Annotated in this window: 20 protein-coding genes; 11 read left to right on the forward strand and 9 right to left on the reverse strand. The window is 61.5% G+C overall.

Translation table 11 applies throughout. The features are described 5' to 3' along the window. Window positions 1-75: 75 nt before the first annotated feature. A complete protein-coding gene (locus CFI11_RS24780; protein ID WP_256370567.1) occupies window positions 76-198 on the forward strand; it encodes a hypothetical protein in 123 nt (40 codons plus the stop codon). A 472-nt stretch (window positions 199-670) separates the two neighbouring features. Here CFI11_RS24780 and CFI11_RS04370 read toward each other — a convergent pair whose 3' ends face one another. Genes CFI11_RS04370 through CFI11_RS04395 form a run of 6 tightly spaced genes read right to left on the reverse strand, consistent with a single transcriptional unit; the run spans window position 671 to window position 5,499 of the window. Continuing rightward, window positions 671-1,675 carry an energy transducer TonB gene (locus CFI11_RS04370; protein ID WP_130403425.1) on the reverse strand — a complete coding sequence of 335 codons (1,005 nt, stop codon included), beginning with the start codon at window positions 1,673-1,675 and terminating at the stop codon, window positions 671-673. Next, window positions 1,672-2,058: a biopolymer transporter ExbD gene (locus CFI11_RS04375; RefSeq protein ID WP_130403427.1), complete on the reverse strand. Its 387-nt coding sequence runs from the start codon at window positions 2,056-2,058 to the stop codon at window positions 1,672-1,674. The genes CFI11_RS04370 and CFI11_RS04375 overlap by 4 nt, the downstream gene beginning before the upstream one ends. Next, window positions 2,055-2,441, reverse strand: coding sequence for a biopolymer transporter ExbD (locus CFI11_RS04380; RefSeq protein WP_174843482.1), 387 nt, complete (start codon window positions 2,439-2,441; stop codon window positions 2,055-2,057). The genes CFI11_RS04375 and CFI11_RS04380 overlap by 4 nt, the downstream gene beginning before the upstream one ends. Then, window positions 2,431-3,075 carry a MotA/TolQ/ExbB proton channel family protein gene (locus CFI11_RS04385; RefSeq protein WP_130403429.1) on the reverse strand — a complete coding sequence of 215 codons (645 nt, stop codon included), beginning with the start codon at window positions 3,073-3,075 and terminating at the stop codon, window positions 2,431-2,433. The genes CFI11_RS04380 and CFI11_RS04385 overlap by 11 nt, the downstream gene beginning before the upstream one ends. Beyond that, a complete protein-coding gene (locus CFI11_RS04390) occupies window positions 3,072-3,491 on the reverse strand; it encodes a hypothetical protein (RefSeq protein WP_130403431.1) in 420 nt (139 codons plus the stop codon). The genes CFI11_RS04385 and CFI11_RS04390 overlap by 4 nt, the downstream gene beginning before the upstream one ends. Window positions 3,492-3,498: 7 nt before the next feature. After that, on the reverse strand, window positions 3,499-5,499 hold the full coding sequence (locus CFI11_RS04395; protein WP_130403433.1) for a TonB-dependent receptor domain-containing protein: 2,001 nt from the start codon (window positions 5,497-5,499) through the stop codon (window positions 3,499-3,501). Between the two features lie 215 nt (window positions 5,500-5,714). On the opposite strand from CFI11_RS04395, the gene CFI11_RS04400 reads away from it, so the two are divergent. The 4 genes from CFI11_RS04400 (at window position 5,715) to CFI11_RS04415 (ending at window position 9,544) form a co-directional block, all read left to right on the forward strand. Continuing rightward, window positions 5,715-6,776: a hemin-degrading factor gene (locus tag CFI11_RS04400; protein WP_130403435.1), complete on the forward strand. Its 1,062-nt coding sequence runs from the start codon at window positions 5,715-5,717 to the stop codon at window positions 6,774-6,776. Between the two features lie 83 nt (window positions 6,777-6,859). Next, window positions 6,860-7,672, forward strand: coding sequence for a hemin ABC transporter substrate-binding protein (locus CFI11_RS04405; RefSeq protein ID WP_217358776.1), 813 nt, complete (start codon window positions 6,860-6,862; stop codon window positions 7,670-7,672). Window position 7,673: 1 nt separating this feature from the next. Then, window positions 7,674-8,750: an iron ABC transporter permease gene (locus CFI11_RS04410; RefSeq protein WP_130403437.1), complete on the forward strand. Its 1,077-nt coding sequence runs from the start codon at window positions 7,674-7,676 to the stop codon at window positions 8,748-8,750. A gap of 2 nt (window positions 8,751-8,752) precedes the next feature. Then, window positions 8,753-9,544 carry a heme ABC transporter ATP-binding protein gene (locus CFI11_RS04415; RefSeq protein ID WP_130403439.1) on the forward strand — a complete coding sequence of 264 codons (792 nt, stop codon included), beginning with the start codon at window positions 8,753-8,755 and terminating at the stop codon, window positions 9,542-9,544. On the opposite strand, the gene CFI11_RS04420 is transcribed toward CFI11_RS04415, so the two are convergent. Then, window positions 9,541-9,927, reverse strand: coding sequence for a hypothetical protein (locus CFI11_RS04420; protein WP_130403441.1), 387 nt, complete (start codon window positions 9,925-9,927; stop codon window positions 9,541-9,543). The genes CFI11_RS04415 and CFI11_RS04420 overlap by 4 nt on opposite strands. Before the next feature lie 725 nt (window positions 9,928-10,652). On the opposite strand from CFI11_RS04420, the gene hemP reads away from it, so the two are divergent. The 4 genes from hemP (at window position 10,653) to CFI11_RS04440 (ending at window position 12,923) form a co-directional block, all read left to right on the forward strand. Then, window positions 10,653-10,808, forward strand: coding sequence for a hemin uptake protein HemP (hemP, locus tag CFI11_RS04425; RefSeq protein WP_254449084.1), 156 nt, complete (start codon window positions 10,653-10,655; stop codon window positions 10,806-10,808). Next, on the forward strand, window positions 10,805-11,287 hold the full coding sequence (locus CFI11_RS04430) for a hypothetical protein (protein WP_130403445.1): 483 nt from the start codon (window positions 10,805-10,807) through the stop codon (window positions 11,285-11,287). The genes hemP and CFI11_RS04430 overlap by 4 nt, the downstream gene beginning before the upstream one ends. Window positions 11,288-11,319: 32 nt before the next feature. Further along, window positions 11,320-12,579 carry an imelysin family protein gene (locus CFI11_RS04435; protein ID WP_130403447.1) on the forward strand — a complete coding sequence of 420 codons (1,260 nt, stop codon included), beginning with the start codon at window positions 11,320-11,322 and terminating at the stop codon, window positions 12,577-12,579. A 92-nt stretch (window positions 12,580-12,671) separates the two neighbouring features. Continuing rightward, complete coding sequence (locus CFI11_RS04440) at window positions 12,672-12,923, forward strand: DUF1289 domain-containing protein (RefSeq protein ID WP_130403449.1); 252 nt, start codon at window positions 12,672-12,674, stop codon at window positions 12,921-12,923. On the opposite strand, the gene CFI11_RS04445 is transcribed toward CFI11_RS04440, so the two are convergent. Continuing rightward, entirely contained in the window at window positions 12,915-13,385 is a 471-nt protein-coding gene (locus CFI11_RS04445; protein WP_130403451.1) for a Dps family protein, read from the reverse strand. The genes CFI11_RS04440 and CFI11_RS04445 overlap by 9 nt on opposite strands. 108 nt (window positions 13,386-13,493) lie before the next feature. Continuing rightward, window positions 13,494-13,865: a hypothetical protein gene (locus CFI11_RS04450; RefSeq protein ID WP_217358750.1), complete on the reverse strand. Its 372-nt coding sequence runs from the start codon at window positions 13,863-13,865 to the stop codon at window positions 13,494-13,496. A 242-nt stretch (window positions 13,866-14,107) separates the two neighbouring features. Between CFI11_RS04450 and CFI11_RS04455 the strand changes: the two genes are divergently transcribed. Next, entirely contained in the window at window positions 14,108-15,538 is a 1,431-nt protein-coding gene (locus CFI11_RS04455) for a di-heme oxidoredictase family protein (protein ID WP_130409926.1), read from the forward strand. Further along, window positions 15,538-16,503, forward strand: coding sequence for an imelysin family protein (locus CFI11_RS04460; protein WP_130403455.1), 966 nt, complete (start codon window positions 15,538-15,540; stop codon window positions 16,501-16,503). Before CFI11_RS04455 ends, CFI11_RS04460 begins: the two co-directional genes overlap by 1 nt. Window position 16,504 lies beyond the last annotated feature (1 nt).

The following is a 16,504-nucleotide window of genomic DNA, read 5'->3' on the forward strand; positions in this document are numbered from 1 at the left end:
ACAATCACTCCGTCAGCCGAGCATATCTTGGACTTGTCTGACGACACGCAAGTCCATGTTTTGATGACATCTTTGATGAAAGAACGCGGACTTTCCCCGGTCGTCAAACAACTGAACCAGACGGTCCTGACCGGCGCCGCGTCGGATCGGGAAAAGGCGATAGCTGCGTTGAGACGCATGGGGTTTTGGTTCGAATAATCCCTGTTTGATATCTCGGTTCGAGATAGGCAGTCGCTGGGATCAGGCGGCTGCTTTCTTTTTGTGCGGACGAGTGTGGATGAGGTGTGGATATCTCCATGAAACTACATCCAGGCCAAATTTTTTTAACGTGGATCACGGCTCGTAGATAAGCCGTAAAGAGGACACCGATAGCGCTGTCGCACACCCTTGAAGAGCTTGATGATCTGAAAGCGAGGATCCTGACATCGGCTACGGCCCGGATCTGATCTGGAATTGCGACGTTGAGCCAGCAAGACGTCAGTCCACGCGTCAGGCACGGGCCGACCTTTTGCGGCACTTCAGCTCGCCTGCCGCGCGTCCTGGGACAATGCCGACAAGCGTAAACTGGCAGCCAGAGCGGTGTTGGCGTTTTTGCCCGACGCTGGCTCAGCCCGCGCTGCTCTCGACCGCAGTCGAGAGGGGTAAACTCGGATGGCCTCAAGTCCGGCCCCTAGCGCCCCTCGATCCGGATGGAGAATTGTCGCTTGGCGCCTGTCGGAGGGGGCGGGAAGGGCGCCGCGCGCTGGACCACCGCGAGGGCCGCGCGATCAAGCTGGGATGATCCCGAACTCCGCGCGACGGAAGCGGCGGACAGGCCGCCGTTTGAGGCGATGGAAAAGGCGATCACCGCGGCCCCCGTGCTGCGGACATTGGGTTTGCGCACACGCGAGATGCGGCGCAGCACTTCGCCGGGATAATTGCTGGCCGCCGCGTTGCCTGCCGCCGCAGAGCGTGCGGCGCCGGTTGAGGCCGCGCGCGCCGCCGTCGCGGTCTCGGTGCCGGTGGCAGACCCGGCGCGCGCGTTGCGGTCGGAATTCCCTCTCGCTGCCGGTTGCGGGGTGGGCTCTGGCGGCGCGGTGCGGGCCAGTCTCTCGATCGTTTCCGGTCGTGCGGGTGGCCGCGGCGACAGGACAACGCTTGTGGCCTCTTCCGTTGCCGCCTCAACCCGATCCGGGGCTTGTGCTGTGCTCTGGGTTTCGGGTTGGTCCGGGGACTGGGGCGCCGACGGCTGTGTCGGGGTTAGGGTGGGCACCACGCTTGACTGGGCTGTCGGGGCAATCACCTGGGCCGTCTCATTTGCAGGGGCGCGTTCTGCAGTTTGCTGGCTCTCGGCGGGTGTTACACTGGTGCTGGGCCGGCTCTGAGGGGTTTGTGTCGGCTCTACGGCGGACAGTCTGGACGTGGTCTCCTGCGGCTGATTGGCATTCGCATCGGGCTCAACTGCCGGACTATACTCCGGTTGCGGTGCAGCTTCGATGGTGGTCTCTGTCGGAACGGTGGTCATTGTGCCAGCGGCAAGATCAGCAAAACCAGCGCCCAGCCGCGCCGCGACCGCACCTTCGCCGCCTTCCATTTCTGGCGCGTCTTGTCGGAAAAGGGCCAGCAAAATCACCCCGTGAAGGCCCAGGGCAACCAAAACGGCAACCAGCTTTCCCGTGCGAGATTGTGCAATCATTGCAACCCCCGTTCGGTCACGATGAGAATAGTTTCGGCTCCCGCTCCCCTCAATGTCGCGGTGATTTCAAGCAGTCGCGCGGCAGGCACCGCCCGGTCTGGCACGATGCGCAGAGTTCTGAGGTCTTCCTCGGGCTGGTTCTGGAGGAACGCCCCCAGGTCCGGCAGGGGCCTTCCGGCATGGTGAAGACTACCATCGGCCTGCAAGACAAGGCTGTCTGCGGGCGCGGTGCCATCGAGGTTCCGCGTGTCGACCAATGTCACATCGCCGCCCAGTGGCGGCGCGAGCGTGCCTGCGACCATAAAGAAAACCAGCATCAGGAACACGATGTTGATCAGCGCGATGGTCGGTTCGCGCTTTTGCGAGCGCCGGGACCGCATCATGACGGATCCATAACTGCCACGTCGAGCCCGTTGATGCCGTTCAGAGCAACCAGAAGATCGGTAAGACGTTGCGCATCAACAGGTCCGGACAGGCTCACAAGGGCCTGCGCGGTTTCGGTTTCCATATAGCTTTGGATCGTTTCGGAAAGAGTTGGCAGGTCCGTCGGCCTTCCATTCACACCAAGGGTTTCGGGGCCAAGCCGCAGAAAGATCATCGCCGCATCCGTCTCCGACACTGACCTGCCCCCTGCCGCACTCAGCTCGATCTCGGCAAAGCGGGAAAAGGTCGAAGAGAGCATGAAGAACAGCAGCAACAGGAAGATCACATCAATTAGAGAGGTCAGAGACAGGCGCCGTCGCCGCAGACGTGCTTTAGCCAGCATGGCGGATCAGGGTTTCTGGCGCACCGCTTGGAAAGAGCACGCGGCGCAGGGCGTGATCGGCCAAGGCGCGTTCTGCATCCATGCGCGCTTCGAACCAGGACAGGGCGGCGGAGACCGGCATGGCGATGGCCAGCCCCACCGCCGTGGTCAGAAGCGCGACCCAGATGCCACCGGCCAGCAGTGACGGATCCACCTGCGATCCAGCCTCCTGCAAGGATTGGAAGGCCTCGATCATGCCCAGAACGGTGCCGAAAAGCCCAAGAAGCGGGGCAATCTGCGCCACCATGTCCAGAAAACGAAAGCCGCGCTCAAGCTGGGAAAACCGGATCTCCGCCTCGCCCTCCAACCGGCGGGTCGCCTCGGGCGATGTCGGCAGGTCAAAGGCCTGCTGGATGACGGGCGCCAGATAGCTGTTGCTCTCTTTCAGCTTGGCACGTGCGGCATCGGTCTCTCCATGATCCCACCGGGTCACGGCATCGCTCAGCGCCTTGTGACGTCCCACACCCGCGGCGCGGAACTGCCAGAGTTTGTAAAGGAAAACGGCCAATGTGACGACCGAGACCATCAGCAACACCGCAACCACCGGACCGCCAAGGTCGAGGATCTGTATCAGCGCGTCGACAATCGGTGTCATCCCAGGACCTCCACTTCGGACCGGCTTCTGACCTTCAGCAGGTCATTGCACATCTCTGCATCTATCCCCTCGCCCGAGCAAGCGTTGACGCCGTTGAAGAGAACCCGGCTGAGATCGGTACAGGCCAGATCGGCCATTTCGAACTGACGCACCCGGGGGCGGTTTGGCGGAACGCTCCCGAAATCAAACAGCGTCAGCCGGTCCACCTGGCCCGATGCATCGAACAGAACCGTCTCGAAAACGAGATCGCTGAGATCGGAGGCCAGATTGTGTTCGACGACAAATGTCAGCCGGCACCCGGCCTCCACACTATCCGTCGTGTTCAATTCGATGCTGAGATGCGGTGCCTCATCGGCAAGCGCCGGAACGCAGAGCGAAAGGCCGGCGAGGCCGATAAGAAGAGATCGGGTGAGCATGGTGTCCTCAAAATGTCCTGGCGAGAGTGAGCTTGATATTGCGTCCCGCAGAGGGGCGCGTGGAGAGGCGAGGGGTGTAGGTTTTGTCAAAAACGTTCTCAATGCCAAGCCGAATTTCAGTGCCTTGAAGCACGCCGGTTTGTGGCACGTAGGTGGCGCGCAGATTGTGGACGCCAAATCCGGGAGACGGATCTTCGGTTGACAGAACGTCATCGAACCGGGCCGCGGCGACCATCTCCCAGCTCAGATCCAGCTCTTCGCCGAACTTGCGGCCGACGGTCAGCCGGGCGGTATCGGCCGGAGTGTTGCCCCAAGGATAGAAGCCAAGGCCGGTATCAAAGGCCTCCCCGCGCGCGATGTTGGCGTTCAGGTCGATGTAAAACCCGCTTTGCATGGCGTAGGACAGCTCAAGCTCCAAGCCTTCGGTCGTTACTTCTTCGGGATTGTCGGTCATGCTGCCCGGGATCGTGTAAGACGTGATGTCCCAAAGATCGGTCGAATAGAGATTGGCCTTGAGCGCGAGCGCGTCGCCAGTGGCAAAAACGTCCGAACTGTCGAAAGACGCGCCGATCTCGTAGGTTCGGGCCTTTTCCGGCTGGGTCATGAAGTTGGCGTTGCCCAGATCGTCGATAATGGGAAGGTTCTCGGTATAGGCGGCGCTGGCGAAGACGGCGAAACCCGAAGGCCATTCGTAGCGCACGGCCAGGCCCCCCATCAAAGCGGAATTGTCGAAGGTCCCGCTATTGGGCGCGGTGGAGCCTTCGATTTCGGAGGTTTCGTATCGGACCGCGGGAGAAATCGTCAATCTTTCGCCGATCCTCATGTCGCTGACGGCGAATGCGGCAATGCGGTTGTCGGTGCCGCCAGGCGCTGCAAAGGCGTCAAGCCGCTCGCGCCGTATGAACTCGATCCCGGTCCTCAAATCATGGCTGACGATTCCGGTTTCAAAGAGGCTGGTATTCTTGATTGAAAACGTGGTCGTCTCATAAAGATGATCGGCGTCGAGCAGCGGGGAGCCGGGTGTGACCGGCGTGTTGTTGATCTCTTCCTCGGCGTAGGTCAGCGCGACAGTCAGATCGAGCAGGTCGTTATCCTGCGGATTATAGTTGTAGCGCAGAGACGCCGTATTGTTGCGCGTGAACCGGTCCACATTGCCGAAATCAGCCAGGCCGAACGTGTCATAGGGCACGTCCCGCTGGTCGGATTCCGTTTCCTGGTAGCTGAAGGTGATGGATTGATCGTTGTTCTGACCAAAGGTGTATCTGCCTTTGATCAGCCAGGACGGGTCATCAATCTCACCCCCTTCCGGGTTGATATCATTTCCGTCGCCATCGGTTTGAACACCCAGATTTCGACGCGCATATTGCGCCAGGAATTCCAGGTTGGCCGTCGGTTGCCAGGCGAGGATGGTGGAGCTTGCGATGCCGTCCCCATTCGACTGGAACTCGAAGGTCTGGCGCAGCGCGAACCCGATCTCCCCGCCGGTGATGTCTGATGCGTCCTTTGTTTCCAACCGGACCACGCCGCCCACGACGCCGGATCCGAATTCGAACGACCCGATGGTGCCGCGGCGCACCTCAAGCTCCTTGTAAAGAAACGGATCGGTGAAAAGCTGGTTGCCGATCCGGTACAATTCCTCACTGCCCCGCGTGGCGCCATCAATCTGGATCAGAACCTTCTGATCGGTCCCGAACGTGCCATTGGCACCGTAGCCCCTGATGTTGATGCCGGAGCCTTGCGCGGTTGCCCCGTTCACCAGGTTGACGCCGGGCACGGAATCGATCAGCTCGGCCACGGTTCCGGCCTGCCGATCCTCGATTTCGGTCTCATCGACAACGGTGACCGGAACGGCGGTGTCGGTCTGCACCTCCCGCTTGCTTTCGCCCAGAACGATCGTGCCCAGAAAGTCGCCGTTCTCCTCCTGTGCGGTCAACGGATTGGCATAGAACGGAATAACGCAGAGCGAGGCCCAGGCCACGGTCGCTCTGCCGGTACAATGAAAACGCATTCGGTCCCCTTACGCATTGGCGTGTGTTGCCGGAGCTTGCGCAGGGGCTGGCGTGGCGAATTTTTGGCAATTTGCAGAAAGTAAGCTTTCCACCTTGTTCTGTCTCGGAAAGATGACTAAAATTGTCAAGTAAATTTAGCGCCGCCTGTGCGCTTCAGCCACGCCGTTTGATCGGCGCAGCCATCCGGACAAAAAACCCATGTCGAGGTCGCCGAATGGCAGAGCTATCCCTTCTTTCCCCTGAAGAAATCCGTATCGCCCAGCAGGAGAACGACAAATTGCGTGCGCGCGATTTGGCCACCAAGCTGGGGCTTTCCGAAGCGCAGCTTGTGGCGGCCCAATGCGGGCTGCAGGCAACCCGAATCTCTGCCCATCCCGATCAGGTGATGGCTGCCGCGCAAACCCTGGGTGAGGTCATGGCACTGACCCGGAATGATGCCTGCGTGCATGAAAAAGTTGGATGCTACGACAATTATCACCCAGGCGCCCATGCCGCGATGGTTTTGACCGAAGAGATCGATCTGAGGATCTTTCCGTCCCATTGGCAGCACGCCTTCATGCTGGAGGCGGAGACCGAAAGTGGCACACGCCGCTCCATCCAGGTGTTCGATGCGGCGGGCGATGCGATCCACAAGATCTTTCTGAGAGAGGCGTCCCGGACATCCGGCTGGAACGCCACCCGGAGCGAGTTGGCCCTGGATGATCAGTCGCAGACCCTGAACGTGGTCGAACGCAAACCGCCCGAGGCGCCCAAATCGGATCCCGGCAAGCTCGACATCCTTCAAAGGGAATGGCGCCGGATGACGGACACGCACCAGTTTTTGCGGCTTGTGTCGAAGCTCAAGATGAACCGCCTGGGCGCGTACCGGATCGCCGGGGGGCCGTTCGTGCGTGAATTGGCGCCTGAAAGCATCGACACCCTCCTTCATGCTCTGGCCGAGCGCGCGCTCGACATCATGCTGTTCGTCGGCAACCGTGGCTGCATTCAGATCCACACCGGGCCGATCCACACATTGCGTCCCATGGGGCCGTGGCAGAACGTTATGGACCCCGGCTTTAACCTGCATCTGCGGCTCGACAAGATCGCGGAAGTCTGGGCCGTTGAAAAGCCGACGCAGCGTGGTCCGGCCGTGTCTGTCGAGGCGTTTGATGATCAGGGCGGGCTGATTTTCCAGATATTCGGGGTCGGCAAGGAGGGACGGGACAGCCGTCCCGCCTGGGGCGAACTGGTAGAGACATTGCCGACGCGCGAGAGCGCGCAGGCGGTGCCCTCATGATGCGCGCCCGCTCTACATGGCGCCTGCTGCGCCGTCGCGACATCCAGCTGTCGCTGTTTCTAGCGGCCTGCTGCGTCCTGGTGATGGCTTCGGCGGCACCCGGTCAGGAGCAGTCCAAGGACCGCGTGCTTGCCTTGGGCGGGTCGGTGACCGAGATCATCTATGCGCTGGGCGAAGAAGACCGTCTGATCGCCCGCGACGCCACCTCGACCTACCCACCCGAGGCCGAAGCCTTACCGGATGTCGGATATATGCGGTCCCTTTCGCCGGAGGGCGTTTTGTCCGTGGGGCCAAGCCTGATCATTGCCGAAGAAGGGGCAGGTCCCCCCGAAGCCATCGATGTGCTGCACTCGGCGGAGGTTGCTTTCGTGACGGTTCCCGACAGCTATTCGGCAGATGGAATCTCTGAAAAGATCCGGACGGTTGGCGAAGCGCTCGACGTCGAAGATAAGGCAAATGCTCTGGCCGATCAGGTGGAAGGCGCGCTTTCCGATGCCCAGATCGCCGCGGTGGAGCGTGCGGGCGAGAGCCGCAAGCGGGTGCTTTTCATCCTCAGCACGCAGGGTGGCCGGATCATGGCATCCGGCACGGGGACGGCAGCCGATGGGATCATCCAGATGGCCGGTGGGACGAATGCGATCACCGAATTCACGGGATACAAACCTCTCACCGACGAGGCTGTCGCAGCAGCAGCGCCGGATCTGATCCTGATGATGGACCGGACGGGGGATCATGGTGCGCCGGATGATGAGCTTTTTGCCTTGCCCGCGCTCCGCACGACGCCCGCGGCGCAGACGCAATCCGTGGTGCGCATGAATGGACTTTACCTGCTGGGCTTCGGGCCGCGAACCGCACAGGCGGTGACCGATCTGAGCACGGCACTATACGGCAGCTGACATGGTGTCGCTGAGCCCAGGCGCGGTGGCCGCGCCGCAGGGGTCTGACCGGGCCACGCGCGCGCGACAGATGCATCTGTGGCTCTCGCTGCTGCTGCTCGTAACCTCCATCGTAAGTCTGGCCTATGGCGCTTCCGGCGCGTCACTTTGGGACGCTTTAGGCAAACTGCTGACCGGCCAGCCGCTCAGCCAGATGGAACAGATCGTTCTTTGGGATATCCGGTTGCCCCGTGTCTTTCTAGGCATCTGTGTCGGTGCTGCGCTGGCGGTGTCCGGTGCGGTCATGCAGGGGCTCTTTCGCAATCCGCTGGCCGATCCCGGTATTGTCGGGGTCAGCGCCGGTGCGGGCCTTGGCGCGATCTCGGCTATCGTGCTGGGGGCCTTCCTGCCGCTTGGCCTTCAGGCGCTGGTGGGCGATTTTCTGGTGCCGGTCGCGGCCTTTCTGGGCAGTTGGGCCTCCGTTCTGATCCTCTACCGGGTCGCGACGCGACGCGGTCGTACATCTGTTGCCACGATGCTCCTGGCCGGAATTGCGCTCGCAGCGCTTTCAGGGGCAGTTTCGGGCTTGCTTGTCTATGCTGCGGATGACCGCCAACTCCGTGACCTGACCTTTTGGGGTCTGGGCTCTCTGGCCGGGGCGGTTTGGGTCAAGGTCTGGGTGGCCGCACCCGTGATACTGTTTGCAACGCTCGTCGCCGTGCGGCTGGGGCATGGGTTGAATGGCCTCGCGCTGGGAGAGGCGGCAGCGCATCATATGGGCATTCCCGTTCAGCGGATGAAGAATGCCGCGATCCTTGCCGTGGCGGCGGCGACGGGCATGGCCGTCGCGGTGTCGGGCGGGATCGGTTTCATCGGCATCGTCGTGCCGCATTTGCTGCGGCTCGCGACCGGGCCGGAACATGGCGCCTTGTTGATCAACTCCGCCTTGCTTGGCGCAAGCCTGCTGCTGGGCGCCGATGTCATCAGCCGGATGGTGATCGCGCCTGCGGAATTGCCGATCGGCATCGTGACAGCTGTCCTTGGAGCCCCTGTCTTTCTTTGGATCCTGCTGCGGCGGCGGGGCCTTGTGGATCTTTGAAAATGCTGGATGCGCAAGACATTTCCGTCACTTACGGTCGCAAAACCGTGCTCAACCATGTGTCGTTCCATGCCTTGGCGGGGCAGGTCACTGCCATCGTCGGTCCCAATGGCTCCGGCAAGTCGACCTTGATGAAGGCCATGACAGGGGATGTCCCCCATACCGGCCAGGTCACCCTGAACGGACGAGACGTGACCGACCTGACCCCGTGGGAGCTGGCCTCCATGCGTGGCGTGCTGCCGCAACAGGTGAGCCTTGCCTTCCCGTTCGTGGCGGAGGAGATCGTGCGGCTGGGGGCACGGGCGGGGCTGTCGGCGGCGGATCCCGGACTTCCGGCGGCCGCGCTCGCCGCGGTTGGCCTGCGTGGTTATGGAAGCCGGTACTATCAGGAACTGTCCGGGGGCGAGCAGCAGCGCGTTCAACTGGCACGCGTCCTTGCACAGGTCTGGGTGGCCGAGCGGGACGGGCAGCCAAGCTGGCTTTTTCTGGACGAACCTGTCTCCAGCCTCGATATCGGCCACCAGTTGGAAGTGATCGAGATTGCGCGGTCCTATGCATCGCGTGGCGGTGGTGTGGTTGCGGTGATGCATGACCTCAACCTGACCGCGATGTGCGCCGACCGCGTCTGCCTGATGAAGGACGGGCGTGTTCTGGCCGCTGGACCGGTTGGGGACGTCTTTCAGAACGGCCTGCTGTCAAAAGCCTATGACTGCCAGATCCTCACCAACACCGCGCCCCCGGATCCCTCGGGCCGGTATCTGCTGCCTCATATGTGCGCCCGGCGCGCGGGTTAAGAGGGCGCGGCCCTGAGCGACGTGGCCAGCGCTTCGGCGGCGGTCAGGACACGGCCCACCTCCTGCCCTTCGCAAAGCAGCATGGCCGAAGAAAAGGCGCGGGATCTGTCGAGCGCGCGGCTGGCACGGATGGTATCGATCAGGTGTCGTTCGTCATGTGTGACGATGTCAGCGCAACAGGTGCAGCGCGGGTTCGAAAAACGAAACGTGGATCGGCGCGACTGGCGCATTTCTTGAAGGACGATCAGCACCTGCCGCGTGAGAAGCGCTGCGTCCGGGCGTTGGAACATCGTTTCTGCTGACAGAATGGCGGTCAGCCAGCCCGCGCTTTGGGGCTCTGAGAAACTGAGAAAGAAAAACCGCGCCGTCGTCAGGACACTCATATCAAGCGCATCGAGAGGCAGGTCCTCAAGGAATCGGTCGCCGGGTTTAAGGACTTTCGTGGGATGTGTGGAAGGTGAGGGCACGTCGCATCTCCGGGTCTTGTGTTAAGCTGGGGTGGAGCCGTTTTGTGTTTGCTCTCCATGTCTTGAAGCGGGACGGCTGGCGTCAGGATATCTTTCTCTCGCGGGCTGATCCCTCCGGCAGCGCGGTATGGAGCCCGAAGCGGAAAAAGCCTCGCTCTCGCGGATTTCATGCAAAGTCTTGAGATTTCATCCCCCTGATCGACGCCAGCGTGAGTCGTTCATATCCACCGGGCGTGCGCTTTTGGCGGCTGGGTTCCTATTTCTGACAAAAATTATCGGATTAATGCAACCCCCATCGCACAAGAAACGATCCGGATCGCGGCATTGCGCCAATGAATTACCCAAGTGAATTCGTCGGGATTGACAATCCTGAGTGATAAAGTCAGATTTGTGGGAAGAGTCCTAGCCATCCCGTTCGGGCAGCCCGGAGCAGAGAAACCGAACCTGTCGGAGTGCGCCATGCCGCTGAACACCACAGAAACACGATCTGCGCCTGTTTACATGCCGCGCAGCCAGACGCCGCCCCCCTGTCGTTGCGAAGTGATGCAGTCGCTCATGACCGACGCACCATGCTGTGCGCCTGCGCTGGAACCAGTGCTTGACTACATCAGGGGGTCGGCATGAGCATTATGATACGCCCAATGGATCCTTCGAACATGCCCACTGCGGAAGACGCAATCCCGACATACGATGCACGGGATCTGGTGGTGGACGGTGTGCAGGCGCGTCTTGTGCTGGACGGCCAGACCTACGTCTTGCGCATCACGCGTGCGGGCAAGTTGATCCTGACCAAATGACCCCTAATGCCAATTCCGCCGGCGGCGCAACGGTTGGTCTGCTCAACCGCGTGCCGGATTGGGAAGCCGCGCTGATCTTGCATCTGCGTCTCTGGTGCGCCGGCCCTGAATGTCAGGCCAAGGTTTGGGACGGTTATGCCCAGGCGCTCCCGCGAGAGGAAGTACGCGATGCGATGCGGGCCTTTGACCAGCTCATCGGTCTGATATGGAGTTACGCACACCGACCGTTGATCCGTCACGCGCTGGATTGCAATTGCATCAGTCTGGACGAAGCGGTTTTCGCCCGCATGGTTCGCACCGCAACGGACGGCCCCATGCAGGATGCGCTGCTGATGGCAGCCTTGATCGTGCCACCCGGCTATGCCGAGGCCGTGGCGCAATTGGCCGGAACCGTCGGAGCGACCGCCCGGCAGATCACTGCTCCGGATCGCACGTCATCGCCAAAGCATAAGGCAGGCAACGTCGTCTGGCTGCATTGATCTCGGTTTCAACGATCTGAAGGATATTCAAAATGACATCCCGTTTCTCCGTTTTGCTCGCTACAGCGGCTTTGTCCGCCTCGCCCGCGTTTGCGGACAAGGCCGCCGTGCTGGGAACCTATGCCGATATCGCACAGGCCAAATATGAGGATAGTCTGATCTCGGCGCAGCGTCTGAAGGCGGCTGTTGACGCGCTTGTTTCAACCCCTTCCGCCGAGGCCCTGGAAACGGCCAAGGCGGCCTGGATCGCCGCGCGTGTGCCTTATCAGCAGTCCGAGGTTTATCGCTTCGGCAACGCGATTGTGGACGATTGGGAAGGCAAGGTGAACGCATGGCCGCTGGACGAGGGCCTGATTGACTATGTCGATGCTACATATGGCGGCGCGACTGACGAAAACCTCTATGCCGCATTGAACGTGGTGGCGACGCCGTCCTTCACATTGTCGGGCGCCGAAATCGATGCGAGCCAGATCACACCCGCCTTGCTGGAGGGGGATCTGCATGAGGCGGATGAGGTCGAATCGAACGTCGCTACCGGGTATCACGCCATCGAATTTCTTTTGTGGGGGCAGGATCTGAACGGGTTCGGCCCCGGCGCGGGAAACCGGCCCTGGACCGATTTCGCGGCGGATGCGGCGTGTACGGGCGGCAATTGCGATCGCAGGGGCGCATATCTGGTTGCGGCAACCGATCTTCTGCTGTCCGATCTCGAATGGATGACGGCCCAATGGGCTGAGGAGGGTGAGGCACGCGCCACGTTGATGGCCGACGAAGATGCGGGGCTTTCGGCCATCCTGACCGGCATGGGCTCGCTCAGCTATGGCGAACAGGCGGGCGAACGGATGAAGCTGGGCCTGATGCTCAACGATCCCGAAGAGGAGCATGACTGCTTCTCGGACAACACGCATAACAGCCATTTCTACGATGGCATGGGCATTCGCAACGTCTACCTCGGACGCTACACCCGCATTGACGGGACCGTGGTGAGCGGCCCGTCGCTGTCGTCGCTCGTGGCAGAGGCCGATCCGTCCGTAGATGCGGAGTTGAAGGCCAATCTCGATGCAACGATGTTCGAGCTGGGCGAGATCAAGACGGCGGCGGAGGCCGGTTTTGCCTATGACATGATGCTGGAGCGGGGCAACGAGGCGGGAGAAGCCCTGATCATGAGCGCGGTCGAAGCGTTGGTCACCCAGACCAGATCCATCGAGCGGGCCGTGGCCGCGCTGGGCGTGGACCGGATCGAATTTGAAGGGTCTGACAGTCTCGACAATCCCGACGCCGTCTTTCAGTGAAGAGATGCGGTGCGGATGGAATGCCGCACCGCGTTGATCCACCCGCGGTGCCCCCCAATATCAATCCCAGCCTTCTTTGAGCCAGGACCGACATGCCGAAAACGCCCAGCCCCTGTATCGACGTCTGCAAGTTCAAACGCCAAGGTCATTGTATCGGTTGTTCGATGACCAAACAGCAAAAGTCGATGTTCAAATCCCTGAAAAAGGAACAGCATCGCACGGCGTTCGTTGCGATGCTGGTGGCCCAGCAGGAGAAGCTGGGCAAGTATCGGGCTTGGCCGCCCGCCTATGCGCGCAAATGTGCGAAGAAAGGCGTCAAAACGCCAACCTGCGCGTCAGCGTAGATGGGCCCGGAGCATCCACGCGAATTTCTCGTGGACCTGACCGCGCGCAATGCACAGATCTTCCGTCAGCGTGTCGCCATGACCGGCCGCCATCTCACCACAGCCCGCAACGGTTTGCGCCAGAGTTTCCTGCGCTGACAGCATCAGCTTGATCATCGTCTTGTCGTCGGCGTGCCCGTCATGCTCCTCCACCTTGGAGCGTTTGACCATGCCTGCAAGCGTGCCTTCGGCGTGCCCGTCCAGAGCCTTGACCCGTTCAGCAAGATCATCCTGCGCTTCGAAGTGATCTTCATAGATCTCCTGAAAGAGCGCGTGAAGCGGGCCAAACGACATGCCGACGACATTCCAGTGGAAATTCTGCGCAAGCATGGTCGTCACCGCTGTTTCCGCAACGGATTGGTTCAAAGCATCGACAATGGCGGTCTGAGCGTCGCTGGCGAGCGCGGTGGCAGTCTGAGTCATGGCTAATCCCTTCGCATACGAAATCAGCGCTGGCTTGCGATGTGCTGGCTGGCTGTGACCATCACATATAGCAGCCGCGCCAAAAGCCAAGGGCTTTTTATAATTATTCTAAATCTGACGAAACTGATCGGAAACCGAATGCGCCAGAAAGGCCAGATTGCGGCGGTGAACCTTGGGCACGCGTGAGCAGATCAGGAATGCGGCGCTTGCTGTGTCGTCGCCCTGAAACGCGGCGACGAGGCGCATCAGCCAGGCTTCGTCGAACGACACTTCGGACACCCCCGGACGGAAGAAAAGTGGCGGATTGTCAAGCGCTTGGCCCAGGCATCGGATCAGCGCCTCGGCATAGGCATCGCGGGCTTGACCCTTGTCTGAAGACAAGAGGGCACAGGCTTCGAACAGGTCGGCGCGCGCCGCGCAGCGACAGCCAAGGGCCGTCAGTCTGAGGTGATTCAGCAAAGGTAGAAGCGACGCGGCCACGGGGATGGGTTCGGCATTTGCCGGGCCGTCTTGTAAGGGCAATCGTAGTGGCACCATGTCACGCGTCCGCTTTGTGATCGGTGCGAGTTTGGACTCGCGACCCGTTATTCCTGAGTATATTTATAGGATATTGATCGAAAATCAAAGGCGAGTCGGCCATGAAACGCGTCGTTCTTTCATCTCTGCTGCTTCTTGCCGCGCCCGCAGCCGCGCTGGAGACCGGCGACGCATATCTTGGACCGATGGAGCGGACACAGGATGAAGCGGCCCGCATCGCGGATGTGACCCGTCCCACGGATGATTTTTCGGCGCCGGAGCGTTTTGAGACACATCCCGCCGGGGCCGCTACCGTCCGGGCCAGCCGGACGTCAGACGCCTTTTCCCGCCCGTCGGCCAATTTGAGTTTCGAACAGGAGCTCGACTTCAAGGTCGGCAATGGCCTCTTCAAAAAGCTCTGGGTCAGTGCCCCGGCTTCCACGCTGGCCTCCGACGGTTTGGGACCTCTTTATAACGCGCGATCCTGCCAGCGCTGTCATCTGAAGGACGGGCGCGGTCATCCCCCGGAAGGGCCGGAGGACACCGCAGTTTCCATGTTTCTGCGTGTCTCGATCCCCGGCGGGCCGGAAGATGAGATTGCCGAGATCGCCGACTACATCGCGACCAAACCCGATCCGGTTTACGGCACCCAGCTGCAGGATTTCGGCATCGCCGGACATGCCGGAGAGTACCGGTTGCAGATCGACTATGAAGAGATCGAGGTTGAACTTTCGGACGGAGAGGTCGTCTCTCTGCGCAAGCCAACCTATACGGCGACAGATCTGGGATATGGCGCCCTGCATCCCGACGCCATGCTCAGCCCCCGTGTTGCGCCGCAAATGATCGGGCTGGGGCTGCTGGAGGCCATTCCGGCCGCCGACATCCTGGCCCAGGCAGATCCCGATGATGCGGATGGCGATGGCATCTCGGGCCGGGCCAATATCGTCTGGTCGGCGGAGTTTGACCGCCCGATGCTGGGCCGCTTCGGGCTGAAGGCCGGTGCGCCTACGGTCAAGGAACAATCGGCGGGTGCTTTTGCCGGGGATATGGGCCTGTCCTCGACGCTTCACCCCCATGGGTGGGGGGAATGCACGCAAGCACAGACGGATTGCCGCGCCGCGCCGGATGGCAACACGCCCGATCAAGGAGATGTCGAGGTCTCGGCCGAGGCGCTTGAACTCGTCACCTTCTACGCCGCCAATCTGGCGGTGCCCGCCCGCCGCGATATCGACGATCCAAAGGTTCTGCGCGGCAAAGAGGTCTTTTATCAGGCCGGGTGCATTGCCTGCCACACGCCAAAATTCGTGACCCACCGCATGGAGGGACGGCCCGAGCATTCCTTTCAGTTGATATGGCCTTATTCGGACCTTTTGTTGCACGACATGGGCGAGGGGCTTGCGGACAATCGACCCGAGGCCCGGGCCAATGGCCGGGAATGGCGCACGCCGCCTCTTTGGGGCATCGGTCTGACGCGCCAGGTCAGCGGTCATACCTATTTCCTCCATGATGGGCGGGCGCGCTCGCTGCTGGAGGCGGTTTTGTGGCATGGAGGTGAGGCGCAGGCGGCGCGCGACCGGGTCGTGTCGATGCCCAAGCCCGATCGCGACGCCCTTATCCGGTTTCTAGAGAGCCTGTGATGCGACGATTGATATGCGCTGCTTTGATGTGGCTGCCATTGCCCGTGGCGGCGGGCACGGTTGAAACGGTCGACCGCCATATCCTCCCGGGATACGAATTGTTTGCACGGGCCGCGCAGGACTTGCACCTTGCGGGCTGCAACATCGACGCGGCGCAGGTGGCCTATCACGCGACCTATGACGCCTGGTTGGGTATCAGCCACATCGCTTTCGGACCTGCGGAGAACCGCGCTCTGGCCATCCTGTTCTGGCCTGATCCGAAGGACCGGACGGGCCGGGCACTGGCTCAACTGATCGCGGACAGGGATCCCATCGTTGAGGTTGGGGCGGAGTTCGATCAAGTTTCGGTCGCCGCGCGCGGCCTCATGGCGGTGGAGCGATTGCTTTATGACGCGGCAGATGACGCAACGCCTTACCGGTGCGCCTTGCTGGGGGCGGTCACTCAGGACCTATCGAAAACGGCGGCTGCGATCCTCGCGGCCTGGCAAGACGGGTTTGCTGACACGCTGCGTACTGCTGGCCAGACCGGAAACACCAGGTTCAGGAGCGAACGGGAAGGCACACAGGTGCTTTATACAAGCCTCAGTACCGGTCTCGCCTTTTTGCATGATCAGCGTCTTGGCCGTCCGCTCGGCACATTTGACCGCCCCCGACCCACCCGGGCGGAGGCACGCCGATCGGGACGTAGCCTGCGCAATGTCAAAGCGTCACTTACAGGCCTCCGGGATCTTGCCGCGACGCTTTCGGCGGGGGACGCGCCCCGAACGCTTGCCGCCTGTGAGGCGGCGTTGGATCGGGCCGAGCGTCTGGACGATCCGGTTTTCGCTGGCGTCGCCGATCCGGTCGCCCGACTTAGGGTCGAGGCGCTGCAGCGTGCCGTGCGTGACATCCAGGTGGCCGTGGCGACCGAGATCGGCGCGAGCCTTGGCGTGAGTGCCGGATTCAACGCGCTGGACGGGGACTGAA

Source organism: Thalassococcus sp. S3 (assembly GCF_004216475.1).
Lineage (GTDB): Bacteria > Pseudomonadota > Alphaproteobacteria > Rhodobacterales > Rhodobacteraceae.